The sequence below is a fragment of the Micromonospora sp. NPDC002296 genome, assembly GCF_040296145.1.
In the GTDB taxonomy this organism is placed as follows: Bacteria; Actinomycetota; Actinomycetes; order Mycobacteriales; family Micromonosporaceae; genus Micromonospora.
Window position 1 is genome coordinate 86,521 of sequence record NZ_JBEOWQ010000021.1, and the last position, 16,602, is coordinate 103,122.

Below are 16,602 nucleotides of genomic sequence, written 5' to 3' on the forward strand. Positions count from 1 at the left end.
TGCGCAAGGAGAGGAAGCCGGAGCGACCGCTGTGCTGTCCCACGACGCGCCTCACCCCCGCACGACCCCCGCCGGGGCGTACCGGCCCGGTCGGGCCGGACTCGTCGTGGCCGCGATCGTCCTGCTCGTCGAGGCGGTCTGGCTGATCGCCCGACTGCCCGGCGCGGCCCTGGTCAGCGATCTCGGCGCGGTCGCGGTGGCGGGCTGGGCCGGCTACGCGTGCGTCGACGCGGCCCGCCGGCACCCCGCGCCGCTACGCCGCTTCTGGGCGCTGCTCGCGGCCACCATGGGTTTCGCCGTGCTCGGCCGAGCACTGTGGACGGCGCAACGGATCGGCGACGGCGGCCTGCCGAACACCCCGCTGATCGGGTTGCTGTTCACCCTCGGCATCGTCACCGGCACCGCCGCGCTGCTCTGCTCCCTCGCCGCCCCGCGCAGCGCCGTCGGGCGGGCCCGGACGGTGTTGGACGGCGTCATCGTCGGGCTCGCCCTCATCCCGATCGGCTGGGTCGTGGTGTTCCGCGGCATCGCCGCCGCCGACCTGACCGACCCGCTGCGCACCTTCGGGCTGCTCTACCCGATGCTGGATCTGGTACAGCTGACCATCCTGGTCGCGGTGGCCGGGCCGGCCCGGCCGATGTGGCGTCCGCTGACCCTGATCGGGGCCAGCCTGGTCACCCGGGCGGTCGCCGACGCCGCATACGTCTCGCTCTTCGCGAACGGCAGCTACGCCCCCGGCCACCCGATCGATCTCTGCTGGCCGCTGAGCTACCTGCTGATCGCCGCCGCCAGCCGGTACCCGCTGCCTCCGGCCTCGGACGACGTCGACGAGCCCACCGAGTCGCCGCTGCCGCCCTGGTGGCGGGTCGCCCTGCCGTACCTGCCGGTGGGTGGGGCGATCGTGGCGGTGATACTGGCCCGGCGGCCCACCGGGCAGACCCCGCACATGGTCTTCGTCGGCATGATGGCGCTGCTCGGCGTCCTGGCGCTGCGGCAGGGGCTGGCCGCCAACGAGAACCTCCGGCTGGTCGCCCGGCTGCGCCAACTCGCCTACACCGACCAGCTCACCGGCCTGCCGAACCGGCTGATGTTCAACCGCCGGCTGCGTGAGGCGCTGCGCGACGAGGCCCCGGTGGCCGTGCTGCTGCTGGACCTGGACGGCTTCAAGCAGGTCAACGACCGGTTCGGGCACGGTGCCGGTGACATCCTGCTGACCAGCATCGCCGGCCGGATGGCGCGGGCCGTGGCCGACGACGGCAGCATCGCCCGGCTCGGCGGTGACGAGTTCGCCGTCCTCGTCGACGGCGACCGGCAGGTCCGGCCGGAGCGGGTGGCCGAGCGGCTGCTCGCCGCCCTGCGACCCTCCCCCGGGGAGGAGGAGGCGGGCGTGCACCCCTCGGCCAGCATCGGCATCGCCGAGTACGGCCCCCAGCACGCCTCCCACACCGACCTGCTCCGCGACGCCGACATCGCCATGTACGCCGCCAAGGCGGGCGGCAAGTCCGTGTACCGCACCTGCACCCCGGCCCTGCGGGAGGCGACGGTGAGCCGGGCCGAGCTGATCGCCGATCTGCGCCGCGCCGTCGACGAGGAGCAACTGCACCTGGAGTACCAGCCGATCGTCGACCTGGTTACCGGCGAGGTGCGCAGCGCCGAGGCGCTGGTGCGTTGGCGGCATCCCCGGATGGGGCTGCTCACCCCGGCGCGTTTCCTGCCGCTGGCCGAGGAGACCGGGCTGATCCTGCCGATCGACCGGTGGGTGATCCACGAGGCATGCCGGGCCGCCGCCACCTGGCGGGACCGCGCCCCGGAGGCGACGGTCGCGGTGAACATCGCCGCCGCGCACCTGCGCCGACCGGACCTGATCGCCACCGTCACCGCGGCCACCGCCGGCGCCGGCCTGGCGCCCCGCGCGCTGACCCTTGAGCTGACCGAGTCGGCGCTGATCGACGGCAGCGACACGGTGCTGGAGCGGCTGCGTCAGCTCCGTGAGCTGGGCATCCGGATCGCCATCGACGACTTCGGCACCGGCTACTCGTCGCTGAGCTACCTGCACCACATCCCGGCCACCGAGCTGAAGATCGACCGGTCGTTCGTGGCCCGGCTCGGCGAGGACACCCGGGCGTACGCGACGGTGGAGATGGTGACCCGGTTGGCCGGGGCGTTCGACCTGACCGTGGTCGCCGAGGGGGTGGAGACCGACGAGCAGCACGAGGCGGTCACCGCTATCGGCTGTGTCCACGGCCAGGGCTGGCGTTACGGTCGTCCCACCGGCCTCGCCGACCTGCGCGCCAAATTCACTCCCGTGCCGCAGAATCAGGCTTGACCCTCACGCTGCGGCAGGCGGCAGCCTGGTTCCGGAAGGGAGGGAACCATGGCGTACACGGTGGGGCGGGTGGCGAAGGCCGCCGGGGTGACGGTGCGGACGCTGCACCACTACGACGAGATCGGGCTGCTCTCGCCGAGCGGGCGCACCTCGGCCGGCTACCGATGCTACGACGATGCGGACCTTGAGCGGTTGCAGCTCGTCCGCTACTACCGCGAGCTGGGGTTCCCGCTGGAGGAGATCGCCGCGATCCTCGACGACCCGGCCGCCGACCCGAAGGCGCACCTGCGCCGGCAGCACGAGCTGCTCAGCGGGCGGATCGGGAAGCTCCAGGAGATGGTCGCGACGATCGAGCTCGCGTTGGAGGCGAGAAGGATGAACATCAGACTGACCCCGGAGGAACGGTTCGAGGTCTTCGGCGACGTCGATCCCGAGGCGCACGCCGAGGAGGCGGAGCGGCGGTGGGGCGACGGCGAGGCGTACCGGGAGTCGAGCCGACGCGCCGCCGGCTACTCGAAGGACGACTGGCTGCGCAACAAGGCCGAGAACGAGGACTGGGGGCGGCGGTTGACCGCGCTGATGGCCTCGGGGGCACCGGCCGGCGGCCCGGAGGCCATGGCGCTGGCCGAGGAGCACCGTCAGTTGATCAGCCGCTGGTTCTACGACTGCACGTACGAGATTCACACCGGCCTGGCCGACATGTACGTGGCCGACGAGCGGTTCACCGCCTACTACGAGGCGATCCGCCCCGGGCTGACCGCCTACCTCGCCGAGGCGATCCACGCCAACGCGATCACCCGGGCCTGATCGTCACCCGGGCCTGATCGTCATGCTCGTGGGCCCTGTGGAGCTGAGTCGTCCGCGACATCACCGGGCCGGGGCGTCGATGACCAGTGGCGAAGACCGGATCGGGCGATCACGGGTTCCGGGCCGGTCTCGCCACCGCGACTCGGTCTCGCGGCACCGGCCCTCCTGCTTCGATACCGTCTGCTGCGGGGGCGGATCAGGGCGTCACAACAGCAGGTCGAGCAGCAGGACGCCGGCGAAGCCGACCACCGAGATGATCGTCTCCATCACCGACCAGCTCTTGATGGTCTGCCCGACGGTCAGCCCGAAGTACTCCTTCACCAGCCAGAAGCCGGCGTCGTTGACGTGCGAGAAGAAGAGCGAGCCGCAGCCGACGGCCAGGGCCAGCAGCGCCACCTCGGGCCGGTCCAGGGTCGCCGCGAGCGGGGCGACGATGCCGGCCGCGGTGATCGTGGCGACCGTCGCCGAGCCGGTCGCGACCCGGATGCCGACCGCGACCAGCCAGCCCAGCAGCAGCGGGGACAGGCTGGCGTTCTCCGCCGCGTCGGCGACCAGGTTGCCCACCCCGGCGTCCACCAGCACCTGCTTGAACCCGCCGCCCGCCGCGACGATCAGCAGGATGCCCGCGATCGGCGGCAGCGAGCCGCCGAGCACCGAGGAGACCTGCTTGCGGCTGAACCCGGCCTGGAAGCCGAGGGTGAACATGGCCACGATCACCCCGGCCAGCAGCGCCACGATCGGGGCGCCGACGATGTCCAGGGCCTTGCGGCCGGCGCTGCCCTCGGCCAGGGCCAGCTCGCCGACGGCCCGCAGCAGCATCAGCGCCACCGGCAGCAGCACGGTGATCACCGCCGGCCAGAACTTCGGGGCCCGGCGGGCGGTCTCGGTGCCGGAGTCGTCGACCGGCGCACCGGGGCGGCCGGTGCCGGGGTTGACCAGGTCGTCCTCGGTGAGCAGCTCGCCGTCCACGCCGCCCTGCTGGCGGCCTGCGGCGCCGCGGTCGGTCCCGCCACCCCCGACGCCGGCCGACGTACGGGTCGGCAGCAGCGCCTCGGGGATCGTCGCGGGGACGTACCGGGAGATGATGTTGCCGAAGACCGGCCCGGCGATGATCACGGTCGGGATGGCGATCAGTAGGCCCAGCCCCAGCGTCAGGCCCAGGTCCGCGTTGAGCGAGGAGATCGCCACCAGCGGGCCGGGGTGCGGCGGGACCAGGCCGTGCAGCACCGACAGGCCGGCCAGCGCCGGGATGCCGACCTTCATCAGCGGCACCCCGGTGCGCTTCGCGACGAGCAGCACGATCGGCACCAGCAGCACCACGCCGACCTCGAAGAACAGCGGCAGGCCGATCAGCGCGGCCACCCCGGCCATCGCCCAGGGCAGGGCCGATCCGGAGACCTTGTTGACGATTCGGGTGACGATGCCGTCCGCGCCGCCGGACTCGGCGAGCAGGCCGCCGATCATCGCCCCGAGGGCGATCAGCAGACCGACCCCGCCGACGGTGGAGCCGACGCCGCCGCTGAACGACGTGACGATGGCGTCGGGCGCCACCCCCGCGACGACGCCGAGTACTGCCGCGCCGAGGATCAGTGACAGGAACGGGTGGACCTTGCCCCAGGCGATCAGGACCACCACCGCGGCGATGCCCAGCAGGGCCGCGACGATCAGTTGGGTGTTACCGGCGTCGGTGAGTGGTTCCGCCGGTGCGGCGAGCAGAGCGACCACGGCTATCACGACCTTCGGACGGCGTCCGTGCCAGCAGGGTACGGGCGATCACATGGGTGGAGAGGTGGGCGGTGGCTCCGGCGGCAGGCTCGGGGCCAGCCGCCGCAGCGACGCGAACGTCGGAACGAGCGCGTCGTACAGTTCGGAGTGCAGCGGAAGCAGGGCGGCGTAGACGGCGGCGGCGGTGGGGTCGGGGCGTACCGTCTCGTCGATCTTCACCAGGTCGGCGGCGACGTCGACGGACGCGATCAGGCCGAGGGCCTGCATGCCCAGCAGCGCCGCGCCGAAGCTGGAGCCCTCGTGGCCGGCCGGGAACCGCACCGGCATGCCGAGCGCGTCGGCGAGCATCTGCCGCCACAGCGGGCTGCGGGCGAAGCCGCCGCTGGCCCGCACCTCCCGCACCTCGTTGCCGGCCGCCCGCACCGACGACAGCACCAGGGCGAGCTGCTGGCAGACCCCCTCCAGCGCCGCCCGCACCAGGTGCTCGCGGCGGTGTCCGTGGGTCAACCCGACGTACGCCCCGCGCGGCAGCGCACTCCAGTGCGGGGCGCGCTCGCTGAGCAGGTACGGCAACATGATCAGCCCGCCGGAGCCGACCGGCGCGTGGGCGGCCAGGTCGAGCAGCTTCTCCTCGGACTCCTCGCCCAGCTCGGGGGCGAGCGCGTCGCCGGCCCACTGCAACACGATCCCGCCGTTGTTGATCGCGCCGCCGACCACCCAGCGGTCCTCGGTCAGCGCGTAGCAGAACACCCCGCCGAGCGGGTCGACGGCGGGGCGTTCGACCATCACCCGCATCGCCCCGCTGGTGCCGATCGAGCAGGCCACCACGCCGGGGTGCACCGCGCCGAGGCCCAGGTTGGCCAGCGGGCCGTCGCCGGCGCCGACCACGATCGGGGTGTCCGCCGGCAGGCCGGTCGCGGCGGCGGCCGCCGCGGTGAGCCCCGGCAGCACGGTGGTGGTCGGGACGAGCTGCGGGAGCTGCTCCTCGGTGATCCCGGCGATCCGCAGCGCATCGGCGTCCCAGGCGAGCCTCCAGATGTCCATCAGGCCGCTGGCCGAGGCGACCGAGTGGTCGGTGACCAGCGTCTCGCACAGCCGCAGCAGCACGTAGTCCTTGATGCCGACCCAGTGTGCGACCCGCTCGAACAGTCTCGGCTCCTGCTCGGCGAACCAGACCAACTTCGGCAGGGGTGCCATCGGGTGCACCGGGGTGCCGGTTCGCCGGTGCAGCGCCAGACCCGACGGGACCGCCCGCAGCCGCTCGGCCTGCCGGCTGGAGCGGGAGTCCGCCCAGGTCACCGACGCGGTCAGCGGCTTACCGTCCGGGTCGAGCCCGATCAGGCTGTGCATCGCGGTGCTGAACGACAGTCCGGCGATCGGCCCGGGCAGCTCCGCCACCACCGCGCGGACCGTCTCCACCACCGCGTCGAAGATCAGCAGGGGGTCCTGCTCGGCGTAGCCGGGGTGCGGCTCGTCCAACGGGTAGCCGACGGAACAGGTGGCGAGCTGCCGGCCGTCCGTGTCGAACGCGACGCTCTTGGTGCTGGTGGTGCCGATGTCGACCCCGATCACGACACGCGGGCGCTGATCCGGGCCGGTCACGGGTCCCCCTTCGCGTCGGTGCTGCCGGCGCGGCATCGCGGCCCGGCTGCGGCTGACGTTACCCAGCGATTCACCGATCCACACGGCGTCGCCGAGGACCGCCGACAGAACGTGAATCGACGCGGCGTCATCCGCTTCTCGGCCGCTCTTGTCAACCGATCAGGTGATTCGCCCGCTTTGCCGGGTCCGTTCGACCGGTCGGCGCCGTTGATCCGGATGACACCCCGGTTGGCGGCTCGCGCGGCTAAGGAGTCGGCGTGGCGAAGACTGATTCGACGGGTTCCACGTGGCGGTACCGGTGGACGTACCGGCAGAACGAACGACGAAAGCGGACGTACCGCGCCGCCGAGCAGGCGTGGCGGCGGCGCGACGAGGAGCTGCGGCGGCTGCGCGCGACGGCGGCCGACTTCGGCCGGCGCGCGACGGCGGACGCCGGCCTGCCCCTGGAACTCGCCCCCGGCGAGCGGGTCCACTGGGCGCTGCCCGCCGCGCAACTGGTCGAGCTGCGGCACGCCGCCGTGCTCCCCGCCCCGGACCTCAGCGTCGATCCCGGCCGGCCGGCGCTGCACCACCGGCGCCCCGACGGGGTCAAGGTCACCGACGCCGGGATCGCCGTGCTCACCGACCGCCGGCTGGTCCTGCTCGGCGGGCGCGGCCGGCGCGACTGGGCGTACGGGAAGATGACCGGGCTGGCCCACGACCCGGCGGCGCCGGTCACGTTGATCCAGGTCCTCGACCGGCGGCGCACCTCCGGGCTGCTGCTGCCCGCCGAGGCCGCCGCCGAGTTCCGGTTCACCCTCGCCCTGGCCTTCGCCGACGCCATCGAGCAGCGAGGCACCGTGCTCGCCCAGCTCGACGAGCTGATCGCCGAGCACGACCAGACCCGGCCGTTCCGTCCGGCCATCGCCACCCCCGGCCAGGCCCGGATCACCGCCGCCGTGCCGGGCGGCCGGCGTACCGTCGCGGTGGCCGTCGCCGCGGCGCTGCTGGTCCCCGCGGTGCTCTTCGAGTCGGACCCGCCGGTGCGGCCCGGCTCCGACGTCGCGTCCGCCGCCACCGCGGCCCCCACCCCGACAGCCGCCCCCACCCCGCCGCCTGCGGCGCACCCGACCTCCCGCGCCGCCGCCGTCGGCCGGGCCACCCCCAAGCAGCCCCGACGCGGCACCGCGTCAGCCACCCCCGAACGCGACGGGCTCTGCGGCGCCCCGGCCAACCCCTTCGGGTACGACTACTGCGGCGGCTCCCGCATCCGGAAGCCCGACGTGCGGGTGTGTGACTACTTCGACTGCGGGCAGGACTTCTGGGCCGGGCGGGGGTACCTGGTGCAGTGTCGCGACGGCGCGCTCAGCCTCACCGGCGGCCGGCAGGACGCCTGCGCCACGCACGACGGCCTCCGCCGCACCGTCTGGACCTGAGTCCGCCCCCCGGGCCGGCGGGGTGGCGCGGGTGTCGCACCATCGGCGTCGTGATCAATCTGAAGCGGAACCACCGCAAGAAGAAGCGTCGGGGCGACTCCTGCACCGACTGCGACTGCGAGGGCCCGGACTGCTGCGACTTCGGGCTGTTCTCGTTCATGTTGACCCTCGGCTCGGTGGCCGCCGGGGCGACCCGGGCGCCGGTCGTCGACCGCGCCGGCCGCGCCGCGATCCTCGGTTACCGGCGCTGGCTGTCGCACCGCTGGCCGGGTCAGTGCCGCTACACCCCGACGTGCAGCGCGTACGGGCTCACCGCCGTCGAGCGGCACGGGCTGGCCGTGGGCGGCCGGATGGCCGCCGAGCGGCTGCGGCGCTGCAAGCCACACGTGCCCCGGGGCACCCACGACCCGGTCCGCTGACCCGCCCCGCCCCGCCCCGCGTCGCCTCGGCCGTCTCGGCTGCCGAGGCGGCGTCAGGCGGTGCCGAAGTCGGGGACGGTGAGGGTGCCGTCGGCGGCCAGGGGGAAGCCCGGGTTCCAGGCGATCTCCCACAGGTGCCCGTCCGGGTCGGCGAAGTAGCCGGCGTACCCGCCGTAGAAGGTCTCCCGGGCGGGCCTGGTGACGGTCGCCCCGGCCCCGGCCGCCGCCCCGATCACCTCGTCGACCTCCTCGCGGGACCGGACGTTCTGCGCCAGGCTCAGCCCGCCGAAGCCGCCCACGCCCGCGTCGCCGATGCCGGCGTCGGCGGCCAGCTCGTCACGCGCCCACAGCACTACGGCCAGCCCGCCGGCCTGGAAGAAGACGGTCTGCTCGACCTCCTGGCCGCGCCAGCCGAGCCGCTCGTAGAAGGCGCGGGCGCGGGACAGGTCGGCGACGCCGAGGGTGATCAGGCTGATCCGTTGTTCCATGCCCGCAACATAGCCGCCGCTCGTTGGCGACGTGTTCGACGGTCTCCAGCAGGTCCAGGTGCGGCCCTACGACCTCGGGATTCTCGCGCCCGACAATTCGCGTCCAGGTGCAGTGTGTCACCGGGTGAGGGCCGGCGTGCCTGTGGTTGAGTGACCGGGTCCACGAACGCTCTGGCCCTGGGAGATGCGATGACCGACGGGGTGCGGGAGATCGAGGTCAAGTACCGGGTCGCCGAACCGGCGGCGTTGGTCCGAGCCCTGCACGATCGGGGGGCCGTCTTCTCCGCGCCGGTCCGGCAGGACGACCAGGCGTACGCGGCCAACGGCTGGAGCTACGGGCAGAGCAAGGCGGGAGCGGCGTTCGCGCGGCTGCGCACCGAGAACGGCCGGCACACGTTCTGCGTCAAGAAGCCGCTCGACAACGAGCTGGCCTGCGCGGAACACGAGACCGAGGTCCTCGGCCGGGCCGAGATGCACGCCGCGATCCTCGCCATGGGGTTCTACCCGACCATGCGGATCGTGAAGACCCGGCGCACGGCGCGGCTCGACCACATGCTGCTCTGCCTCGACGAGGTCGACGGGCTCGGGGCGTTCTTCGAGATCGAGGCGATGATCAGCGGCGACCGGCCGGCGGCCGAGGTCCAGCAGGACCTGGACCGGTTCGCCCGATCCCTCCGCGTCGAGCTGGAACGCAGCACCGAGACCTACGACTCGCTGATCCGCGCGGCCCTGTCGGTCGGGGTCTGACCGCTGCCGGTCCCGGCGAGGAGCAGCCGCACCCGGATCAGCAGTTCGGCCGCCACCTCCTCCGGTTTCTGCTCGCCCACCTCGTGCAGGTGCACGGTGAAGCCCGCCTCCGCCAGCTCCACCGCCACCTGGTCGTACCGCTCGCGTTCCCGCCGCCCGGCCTCCGGCCCGCCCCGGTGGAAGCGGCTGTGGATGCCACGCGCGGCGGCCCGGGTGCGGGATCGGGTGGGGTCGCCGGTGAGGATGATGGTCAGGTCCGGCCTGTTCGTGTACCGGTTGAGAGCCCAGACGAAGTCGCCGTCCACGCCATCCATCCTTTGCAGCACCAGCGAGGTCGCCAGGTAGCGGTCGCAGAGGACGACCTTTCCGGCGGCTAGAGCGGGACGGACCTCCGTCTCCAGGTGGTGGTAGCGGTCGGCGGTGACCAGGCAGGCGAGGGTCAGACCGTGGTAGTCGTCGGTGCCGTACCGGGCCGTCTCGCCCAGCCGGGTGCGGGTCGGCTCCTTCGTCTGGTGGACGCGGTGGCCCTCGGCCGCGACGAGATCGGCGAGCAGCGAGGTCACCGTCGTCTTGCCGACGCCGCTCGGGCCGTCGACGGCGATGAACCGGCCGGTCACCGGCCGACCAGCCGATCGTGTTGGGCCCGGGCCAGCTCCACCAGCCTGCGCCGCACGTGGGGCAAGTCGACCTCCCCGAACTGGAGATTGACCGAGAAGTTGAACTCGTCGCGGGTCCGCATCGCCTCGTCCAGTCCGTCGTCGGTCAGGTCCACGGCGCTGTAGTCCAGAAGCTGCGCCGGGTCGTACCGGCCCGTGGCCAGCAGCCGGTGCCACTCCGGGGTGCCGGGGTAGGGACGGAACTCGAAGACGCTCGCCCGGAAGGAGCCGGGGAAACTCTCGGTCAGGTCCCACAGCTCGTGTATGTGCCGGACGGTCGCCTCCAGTTCGGCGTACGTCTCGGTGGGCAGGCCGAGGATGAAATAGCCCTTGACGTTGATGCCCCGGCGGGTGAGCCGGCGGACCACGTCCCGCGTCAGCTCGGGTCTGATTCGCTTTCCGATGTGGCTCAGGACGCGTTCGCTGCCGGACTCGATGCCGAGGGCGACCTCCCGGCAGCCGTTCGCCGCGAGTGTCTCCAGGAGTGCGTCGTCGGCGCGGGCGAGGATGTTGATCCGGCCGGTGGCGTCCCAGACGTACCGGCTGCCGACGTCGGCCGAGGTGAAGGCGGCCATGCAGCGCCGGATGAACCGCTCGTAGCCGAGGAAGAGGTCGTCGACGAACCGGAACGCCCGCACACCGTATTGGATGTTGAGTTCGTCCATCTCCGCGATGATGTTGGCCGGCTCCCGGGCGCGGATGGTGACGTCCGGGTTGGCGCTGACGGCCGCGCCGCAGAACGAACAGTCGTACGGGCAGCCCCGGGCACCCACCATCGCCGCCTCCCACGGCCCGTCGCCCGGGCGGTACGGGTCGGCGGCGAGGAACCGCCGATCGACGAAGGGCAGGGCGTTGATGTCCGGCGCCAGATGCCAGGCCGTGCCCGGCCCACCACCCGTGACCGGCGTACCCAGGATCGGGTCCCGCCACATCACGCCCGGAAGCCGCACCCGCTGCTGGTGGTCGTTCAGAAGCTCGGCGACCCGGGTCTCGGCCTCGCCGACGATCAGCGCCTCCAGGCGGGCGAAGCGCGGGTCTCCGATGACCGCCTCCGGCATCGCCTTCGCCTGGTGACCGCCGACCATGATCTGGATCTCGTGGTCGAGGCCGGCGGCGATGCGGGCGCTCAGCTCGTACGTCGGCGCCAGCAGGTTGAACCCCACCCAGCGGGGCGCGGCCTCGTTGACGACGCTCTGGATCCGGTCGATGCCCAGGCCGAGGGATTCCCCGTCGAGGACGCCCACGCTGAAGCCCTGCACGGTGGCGTAGGTGGCGAGGTAGCCCATGCCGAGCACCGGCAGCGTGAAGTCGTTGACCCGGGGGCGGAGCGTGTAGTCCCGCAGCGGTGCGTTGACCAGCAGCAGGTCGAGCGGCGTGCCCGGCTCGACGCCGAGGATGGGCTGCTGCTCAGACGGCTCCGGCCTGTCGGCAGCCGAGGGCGAGGGTGAGGAGGGTGTACGTGCCGAGGTGCTCACCGGTCACCCGCCGCCACGTCCGGGCGAACGAGGGTTCGTCGGCCGGCCATGAATGGTCGGGGTTTGCGCGCCTCGCCCAGGTGCGGACGGCCAGGTCGCCATACGGGTAGAGCGACCAGTCGTTGCTCCAGTCGGCGACTGCGGCCCCGGCGCTCCAGGGGCCGATGCCAGGAATCGTCTGGAGTTCCTTGACCAGGACCGACGGTGAGAGCTCCGACCAGGACCCGCCGTGGGCGAGGAAGGCGGTGGCCGCGTGCCGAAGCGGCCTGCGCTTGAACGCCATGCCACTCTCGGTAAAGTCGTCATCGCTCAGGGTTAACACACGTTCTGGAGATGGGAAAGTGTAAATGTCCATCTCCTCGGATGGTGCGACCCCATTCCCAAACAGACGGCAGAAGTCCCGATGGAGCTTTCGCGCCTGCGCCGCCCGGATCACCTGCCGAATGATCGCCGTGGCGAGCGCCTCCCAGAGGCTGGGGTTCCGGAGCCGGCCGACCGACCCCAGCGTGGCGAGCGGGGCGTGGATGGGGGCCGCATGCGGGTGCGCCGCGGCCGGCGGTGTGAAGACGTGCAGGTCGGGTAGGGGGTGATCCCCGCTTACGAGCGTCGTCGACACCTTGCGCTCCCGCACCTCGACGAGCCATACCGTGTCCGCGTCGAGCCGCAGGACGCGGGCCTGACGGAAGCGGTCCGAGTGCCAGGCCGGATGATCGGTCATGAGAAAGTCGAAGCTCACGAGGCCGCCCTCTGCGTGATCGTCTCGCCGATCCGGCGATTGTTCCACCGCTGGGAGCGGCCCGGCGCCCCGGCTCGCCGTCGGCCTGTCGCTGTCTACAGGTGGCGGCTCAGTCAGGTGGCGGCTCAGTCACGTGGTGGTCGGTCAGGCGGCGATCGTCCGGGCGGCGGAGTACATGTCGGCGGGAAGCGGATGGGTCAGTTCCCAGACGATCCGCATCGGCCGGTCCCCGGTGTGCTCCCGGTACGCCATCGGCCCCGCGTACAGGTAGGCCGGCGCGCCGAGGTCCCGGTCCGGTACCCGGGTCTCGCGGACGAACAGGTGCACCGTCGACCCTTGTTTCTCGTGGTTGACGTATCGCTGCCCGGTCGTCGACGCCGACGACGTGGTGCTCTGCGACTCCCACTGGAACAGCCGGTCCGTGATGGCCCGGTCGGCATACATGGTGGTGGGGGAGTAGTGCCGCTCCGACTTGACCAGCGTGACGAAGAACAGGTCCGCCCGCTCTGCCGGAAGCCACTTCACGCCCTCACGCAGCGACCCAGGGTTCGACATCCCGAACGCCGCGCACGCCTCGTTGCGGCTGTACCGGGCGTGCACCCGCAGCGCCCCCGCCCGCGTCGTCACCCGGTGAATCCGCTCCCGCAACACCTCGGCGACCTGGCGCAGCTCGACGCAGCGCGCCGGCTCCGCCCACAGCCGCGCCATCCGCTCGTCCCGTGAGGCCAGCGACGCGTTGGGTCCCCACAGGTCGAAGTGCAGCATGTCCCAGAGCCGGCCGGCTGCGGGCTGTTCCCCGGCCGCGATCCGGGCCAGTAGGTCCAACCGGTCCACGTCGTCGAGGTGCAGCATCCGCCCGACCGCCCGCCCCAGCTCACGGTCGTCCGAGCCGGGGGTCGACGTCTCAAGGCCGGCGAGCCGCCGCAGCCCGGTCCATCCACCGACCGACGTTGACCGGTACACGTCTTCGATCTCCAGCCCGGTCTCGTGCAGGAACGTGGCCAGGTTGACGTCCCCGAGCTGCCGCAGCTCCGCGACCAGGCCCTTCTTCGAGGTGGGCATGGCGCTCCTGAGGTTATTCAGCACCACCTCTTTCGCCACCCGGTCCAGCTCGACGTGGCAGCCGCTCGGCAGGGAGGGGAAGTCCTGCTCGACCGCGTCCTTGATCGCCCGCCGGCTGACCCCGGTCAGCGCCCGCCAGCGCAGGTCGAAGCGGAAGTTGGCGTGCTGCCCGCCGATGAAGTCCAGCACCGTGAGGCAGGGCTTGTCGTCGTCCAGCCGCAGGCCCCGGCCGAGCTGTTGAAGGAAGATCGTGGCGCTCTCGGTGGGCCGCAGCAGCAGGATCGTGTCGACCATCGGCAGGTCGACCCCCTCGTTGAACAGGTCCACCGTGAACAGCACGCGCAGCTTCCCGGCCTTGAACTCCCGAAGCAGTTGGTCCCGCGACCGCCCGGCGCGGTCCGCCCGTGAGGTCACCGCCGCCGACGGTACGCCCCGGCGGGTGAACCAGTCCGCCATGAACTCGGCGTGCCCGATTCCGACGCAGAACCCGAGCGCCCGCATCCGGTCCACGTCGACCTTGTCCCCTACGGCCTTGAGGATGAGCCGCGCCCGCGCCTCGTTGCCGGTGTAGACGCCGCCGAGCTCGCCCAGGTCGTACCCCTGGCCGCGCTTCCACCGCAGGTGCGACAGGTCCACGTCGTCGTGCATCCCGAAATACTGGAACGGGGCCAGCAACTGCCGCTCCAGGGCCTCCCACAGGTGCAGCTCCACGGCGGCGTGGCCGTCGAACCACCGCCGCACGTCGCCGCCGTCGGCCCGGTCGGGGGTCGCCGTCAGCCCCAGCAGTACGCGCGGCTCCAACCGATCCAGCAGCCGGGCGTACGTCGGCGCCTCCGCGTGGTGGAACTCGTCGACGATCACCATGTCGTACTTCTCGGGGTCGATTTCCCGTCGGTGCAGCGACTGAATCGAGGCGAAGATGTGCCGCCAGCCGGTCGGCTCCCTGCCGCCGACCAGCAGCTCGCCGAAGCTGCCGTCGCCCATCACCTGGCGGAACGTCGCGAGGCTCTGCTTGAGGATCTGCTCCTGGTGGGCAACGAAGAGCAACGAGTCGACGGTCTTGCCGCGATGTAGGCGTCGGTAGTCCAGCGCCGCCACGACCGTCTTGCCGGTGCCGGTCGCCATCACCACCAGGTTCCGGTGCCGACCGTGCACCTGCCGCTCGGCGTCCAGGTCGGCCAGGATTTCCGCCTGGTACGGGTACGGCCGCACGTCCAAGTTCGAGACTTGGGTGATGCCGTCGTCCGACCGCTCTCCGCGCAGCGCCTGCCGCAGCCGCTCGGCGTCCCTGCCCGGCTCGTACGCCTCGAAGGCGGGGTCGTTCCAGTAGTCCTCAAAGGTAGCGGTGAACATGTCGATGACGTGCGGCTGCTCGATGTTCGAGATCCGGACATTCCACTCCACCCCGTCAACCAGCGCTGCCTTCGACAGGTTCGACGAGCCGACGTACGCCGTGGTGGTGCCGTTGCCCCGGCGGAACAGCCACGCCTTGGCGTGCAGCCGGGTGGTCCTGGTCTCGTAGGAGACCTTGACATCGGCGCCCAACTCGGCGAGCCGGTCCAGGGCCCGCTGGTCGGTGGCGCCCAGGTACGTGGTGGTGATGACCCGCAGCTTGCCGCCTCGGCCGATCAGCTCGCGGATGGCCGGCTCGACGATGCGCAGGCCGTACCACTTGATGAACGCACAGAGCAGGTCGACGTGGGTGGCCGACGCCATCTCGTGGTTGACCTCGTGGCCGATCCGTGGCTGGTGGCGGCCGTTGACGAGGAGCGCGCCTGTGGAGAGCGGGGTGGTGGGGCGCTGCGGGAAGGTCGGCTGTGCGGGTGGGGTGGGTGGGGCGGCGATGGCGTGCAGGAGGTTGCGGGCGTCGGAGACATGGTCGCTGGGGCCGGCCGCGTCGGGGTTGAGATCCGCGATTGCGGTAGCGAGGCGGTTGGCCAGGTCGACCTGGCGGTGGAGCTTGTCGTCACCCTTGGGGACGGCCTCCAGGGCGCGGCTGATGAGGGTGGCGAGGTGACGGGTCAGGTGCTTGTGGGAGTCGGCGGGGTCCAGGGGGCGGTGCTGGACCAGGGCGGAGTCGAGGTGGTGGAGCTGGCCGGCGAGCTGGTGAGTAACCAGGTGCTCGTAAATGCCGCGCTCAAGATCCGCCACCCGGGCACAGTAGCTGCCAATACGACGTGCGCAAGCTGGCTGTCGGGTCCTTGACAGTTCGACTTCCCTACTCGCCGGTAGACGAATGCGCCTATGCAGCGATAGCAGCACTTGGTTGTTGCCGCAATCCTGGCTGACCAGCGGAAACGGCAGACCTCCCCAGAGTTGGAGATCCAGGAGTGTCGCCCTGATATTTCCATTGCCGGACCCAGGCATTCCCGCGTTCGGCAACCAGGTCTGGATCGTGCGTCGGTGATAGGGCTCTTGCCTGTAAGGTGCCCGGAGCGCCTTGCTGGAGCGAGAGGGCGATGCTTGCAGGCTGAAGGTGCCGCCCGCACTTGAGCTCCTGGCTCATTTGTCCTTGCGCTTGATGGTCCGTGCTCAAGTGCACTGCGGCCCCGGCGGTATTGCAGTCAGGGGTCCACCATTTGACCCTCGTCGTTCATGCCCACCTACAGCCAGGCTCAACATCTACAGAGGACGGAGTAAACGGCCGATGTTCTTCGCTGAGCTGGGCCTGACCCAGCACGATTCCCTTACCGCTGCCCAACAAGCCGCGAGCGAGGCTGCCTCCGCTTCTGGCGGACGCTCATTCACCTGTGTGGTCTTTCACCAGGGTGGGCGCCTAATGCTTACCACGGCCTTTTCGAACGCGTTTCTCATTAATCATGTCGTTGCCGAGCCTGCTACCAAGGGCGGCAACCCGCGCATGGCGACGAACCGTCCTGTGGACTCGGCCCATGTTCGTGCTATTGGCAAATATCTTGTCGAGAACGAGCAGAACTACATCCTGCCATCCCTTACCTTGAATGTTCGTTCGGTTCCTGCGATTCACGTCCCGCGCGGCAACTTCGCCACTGCCGTTGGTTTCGTCGTCATCGGCGACGAAACCAAGTTCTCTGTGACCGATGGGCAACATCGGCTTGCCGCGATAGCGAAGGCGAGTGAATCGCTGACCGGAGCGGACTCGACCTTCATGAGCGATAGCATCTC

General features: G+C 71.4%; 13 protein-coding genes. 6 read left to right on the forward strand and 7 right to left on the reverse strand.

The features are described from left to right. Nucleotides 1–106: 106 nt before the first annotated feature. Together ABT023_RS18075 and ABT023_RS18080 are read left to right on the forward strand one after the other, a co-directional pair. Entirely contained in the window at nt 107–2,326 is a 2,220-nt protein-coding gene (locus ABT023_RS18075; protein ID WP_350886831.1) for a putative bifunctional diguanylate cyclase/phosphodiesterase, read from the forward strand. A gap of 48 nt (nt 2,327–2,374) precedes the next feature. Next, nucleotides 2,375–3,133 (forward strand): MerR family transcriptional regulator, encoded by a 759-nt coding sequence (locus ABT023_RS18080; protein ID WP_350886833.1) that lies wholly within the window; start codon nt 2,375–2,377, stop codon nt 3,131–3,133. Nucleotides 3,134–3,337: 204 nt separating this feature from the next. On the opposite strand, the gene ABT023_RS18085 is transcribed toward ABT023_RS18080, so the two are convergent. Both ABT023_RS18085 and ABT023_RS18090 read right to left on the reverse strand, forming a co-directional pair. Next, a complete protein-coding gene (locus ABT023_RS18085) occupies nt 3,338–4,858 on the reverse strand; it encodes a GntT/GntP/DsdX family permease (RefSeq protein ID WP_350886836.1) in 1,521 nt (506 codons plus the stop codon). 48 nt (nt 4,859–4,906) lie between these two features. Further along, the gene (locus ABT023_RS18090) at nt 4,907–6,460 is read right to left on the reverse strand and encodes a gluconokinase (protein WP_350886839.1); all 1,554 of its coding nucleotides are present in this window, start codon (nt 6,458–6,460) and stop codon (nt 4,907–4,909) included. A gap of 257 nt (nt 6,461–6,717) precedes the next feature. On the opposite strand from ABT023_RS18090, the gene ABT023_RS18095 reads away from it, so the two are divergent. After that, nucleotides 6,718–7,875 (forward strand): hypothetical protein, encoded by a 1,158-nt coding sequence (locus ABT023_RS18095; protein ID WP_350886842.1) that lies wholly within the window; start codon nt 6,718–6,720, stop codon nt 7,873–7,875. A 50-nt stretch (nt 7,876–7,925) separates the two neighbouring features. Continuing rightward, on the forward strand, nt 7,926–8,294 hold the full coding sequence (gene yidD / locus ABT023_RS18100; RefSeq protein ID WP_350886845.1) for a membrane protein insertion efficiency factor YidD: 369 nt from the start codon (nt 7,926–7,928) through the stop codon (nt 8,292–8,294). Between the two features lie 53 nt (nt 8,295–8,347). Here yidD and ABT023_RS18105 read toward each other — a convergent pair whose 3' ends face one another. Then, a complete protein-coding gene (locus ABT023_RS18105) occupies nt 8,348–8,782 on the reverse strand; it encodes a VOC family protein (protein WP_350886846.1) in 435 nt (144 codons plus the stop codon). 189 nt (nt 8,783–8,971) lie between these two features. Here ABT023_RS18105 and ABT023_RS18110 point away from each other — a divergent pair, with 189 nt between their 5' ends. Further along, nucleotides 8,972–9,529 carry a class IV adenylate cyclase gene (locus tag ABT023_RS18110; RefSeq protein WP_350886848.1) on the forward strand — a complete coding sequence of 186 codons (558 nt, stop codon included), beginning with the start codon at nt 8,972–8,974 and terminating at the stop codon, nt 9,527–9,529. Here the strand turns inward: ABT023_RS18110 and tmk are convergent. The 4 genes from tmk to ABT023_RS18130 form a co-directional block, all read right to left on the reverse strand. Then, a complete protein-coding gene (tmk, locus tag ABT023_RS18115) occupies nt 9,487–10,146 on the reverse strand; it encodes a dTMP kinase (protein ID WP_350886850.1) in 660 nt (219 codons plus the stop codon). The genes ABT023_RS18110 and tmk overlap by 43 nt on opposite strands. Next, nucleotides 10,143–11,660, reverse strand: a complete 1,518-nt coding sequence (locus ABT023_RS18120; RefSeq protein ID WP_350886853.1) for a B12-binding domain-containing radical SAM protein — start codon at nt 11,658–11,660, stop codon at nt 10,143–10,145. Before ABT023_RS18120 ends, tmk begins: the two co-directional genes overlap by 4 nt. After that, nucleotides 11,593–12,396, reverse strand: coding sequence for a DNA glycosylase family protein (locus ABT023_RS18125; protein ID WP_350886855.1), 804 nt, complete (start codon nt 12,394–12,396; stop codon nt 11,593–11,595). The genes ABT023_RS18120 and ABT023_RS18125 overlap by 68 nt, the downstream gene beginning before the upstream one ends. A 144-nt stretch (nt 12,397–12,540) precedes the next feature. Then, complete coding sequence (locus ABT023_RS18130; protein ID WP_350886858.1) at nt 12,541–15,609, reverse strand: DEAD/DEAH box helicase; 3,069 nt, start codon at nt 15,607–15,609, stop codon at nt 12,541–12,543. A gap of 496 nt (nt 15,610–16,105) precedes the next feature. Here ABT023_RS18130 and ABT023_RS18135 point away from each other — a divergent pair. Then, nucleotides 16,106–16,602, forward strand: a 497-nt coding sequence (locus tag ABT023_RS18135) for a DNA sulfur modification protein DndB (RefSeq protein ID WP_350886861.1), incomplete at its 3' end; no start/stop codon positions are given.

Excerpts from the sequence above, each read along its gene's own strand:
- ABT023_RS18080 (WP_350886833.1), top strand. The coding sequence starts at position 2,375 with ATGGCGTACACGGTGGGGCGGGTGGCGAAGGCCGCCGGGGTGACGGTG.
- ABT023_RS18105 (WP_350886846.1), bottom strand. The coding sequence starts at position 8,782 with ATGGAACAACGGATCAGCCTGATCACCCTCGGCGTCGCCGACCTGTCC.
- ABT023_RS18110 (WP_350886848.1), top strand. The coding sequence starts at position 8,972 with ATGACCGACGGGGTGCGGGAGATCGAGGTCAAGTACCGGGTCGCCGAA.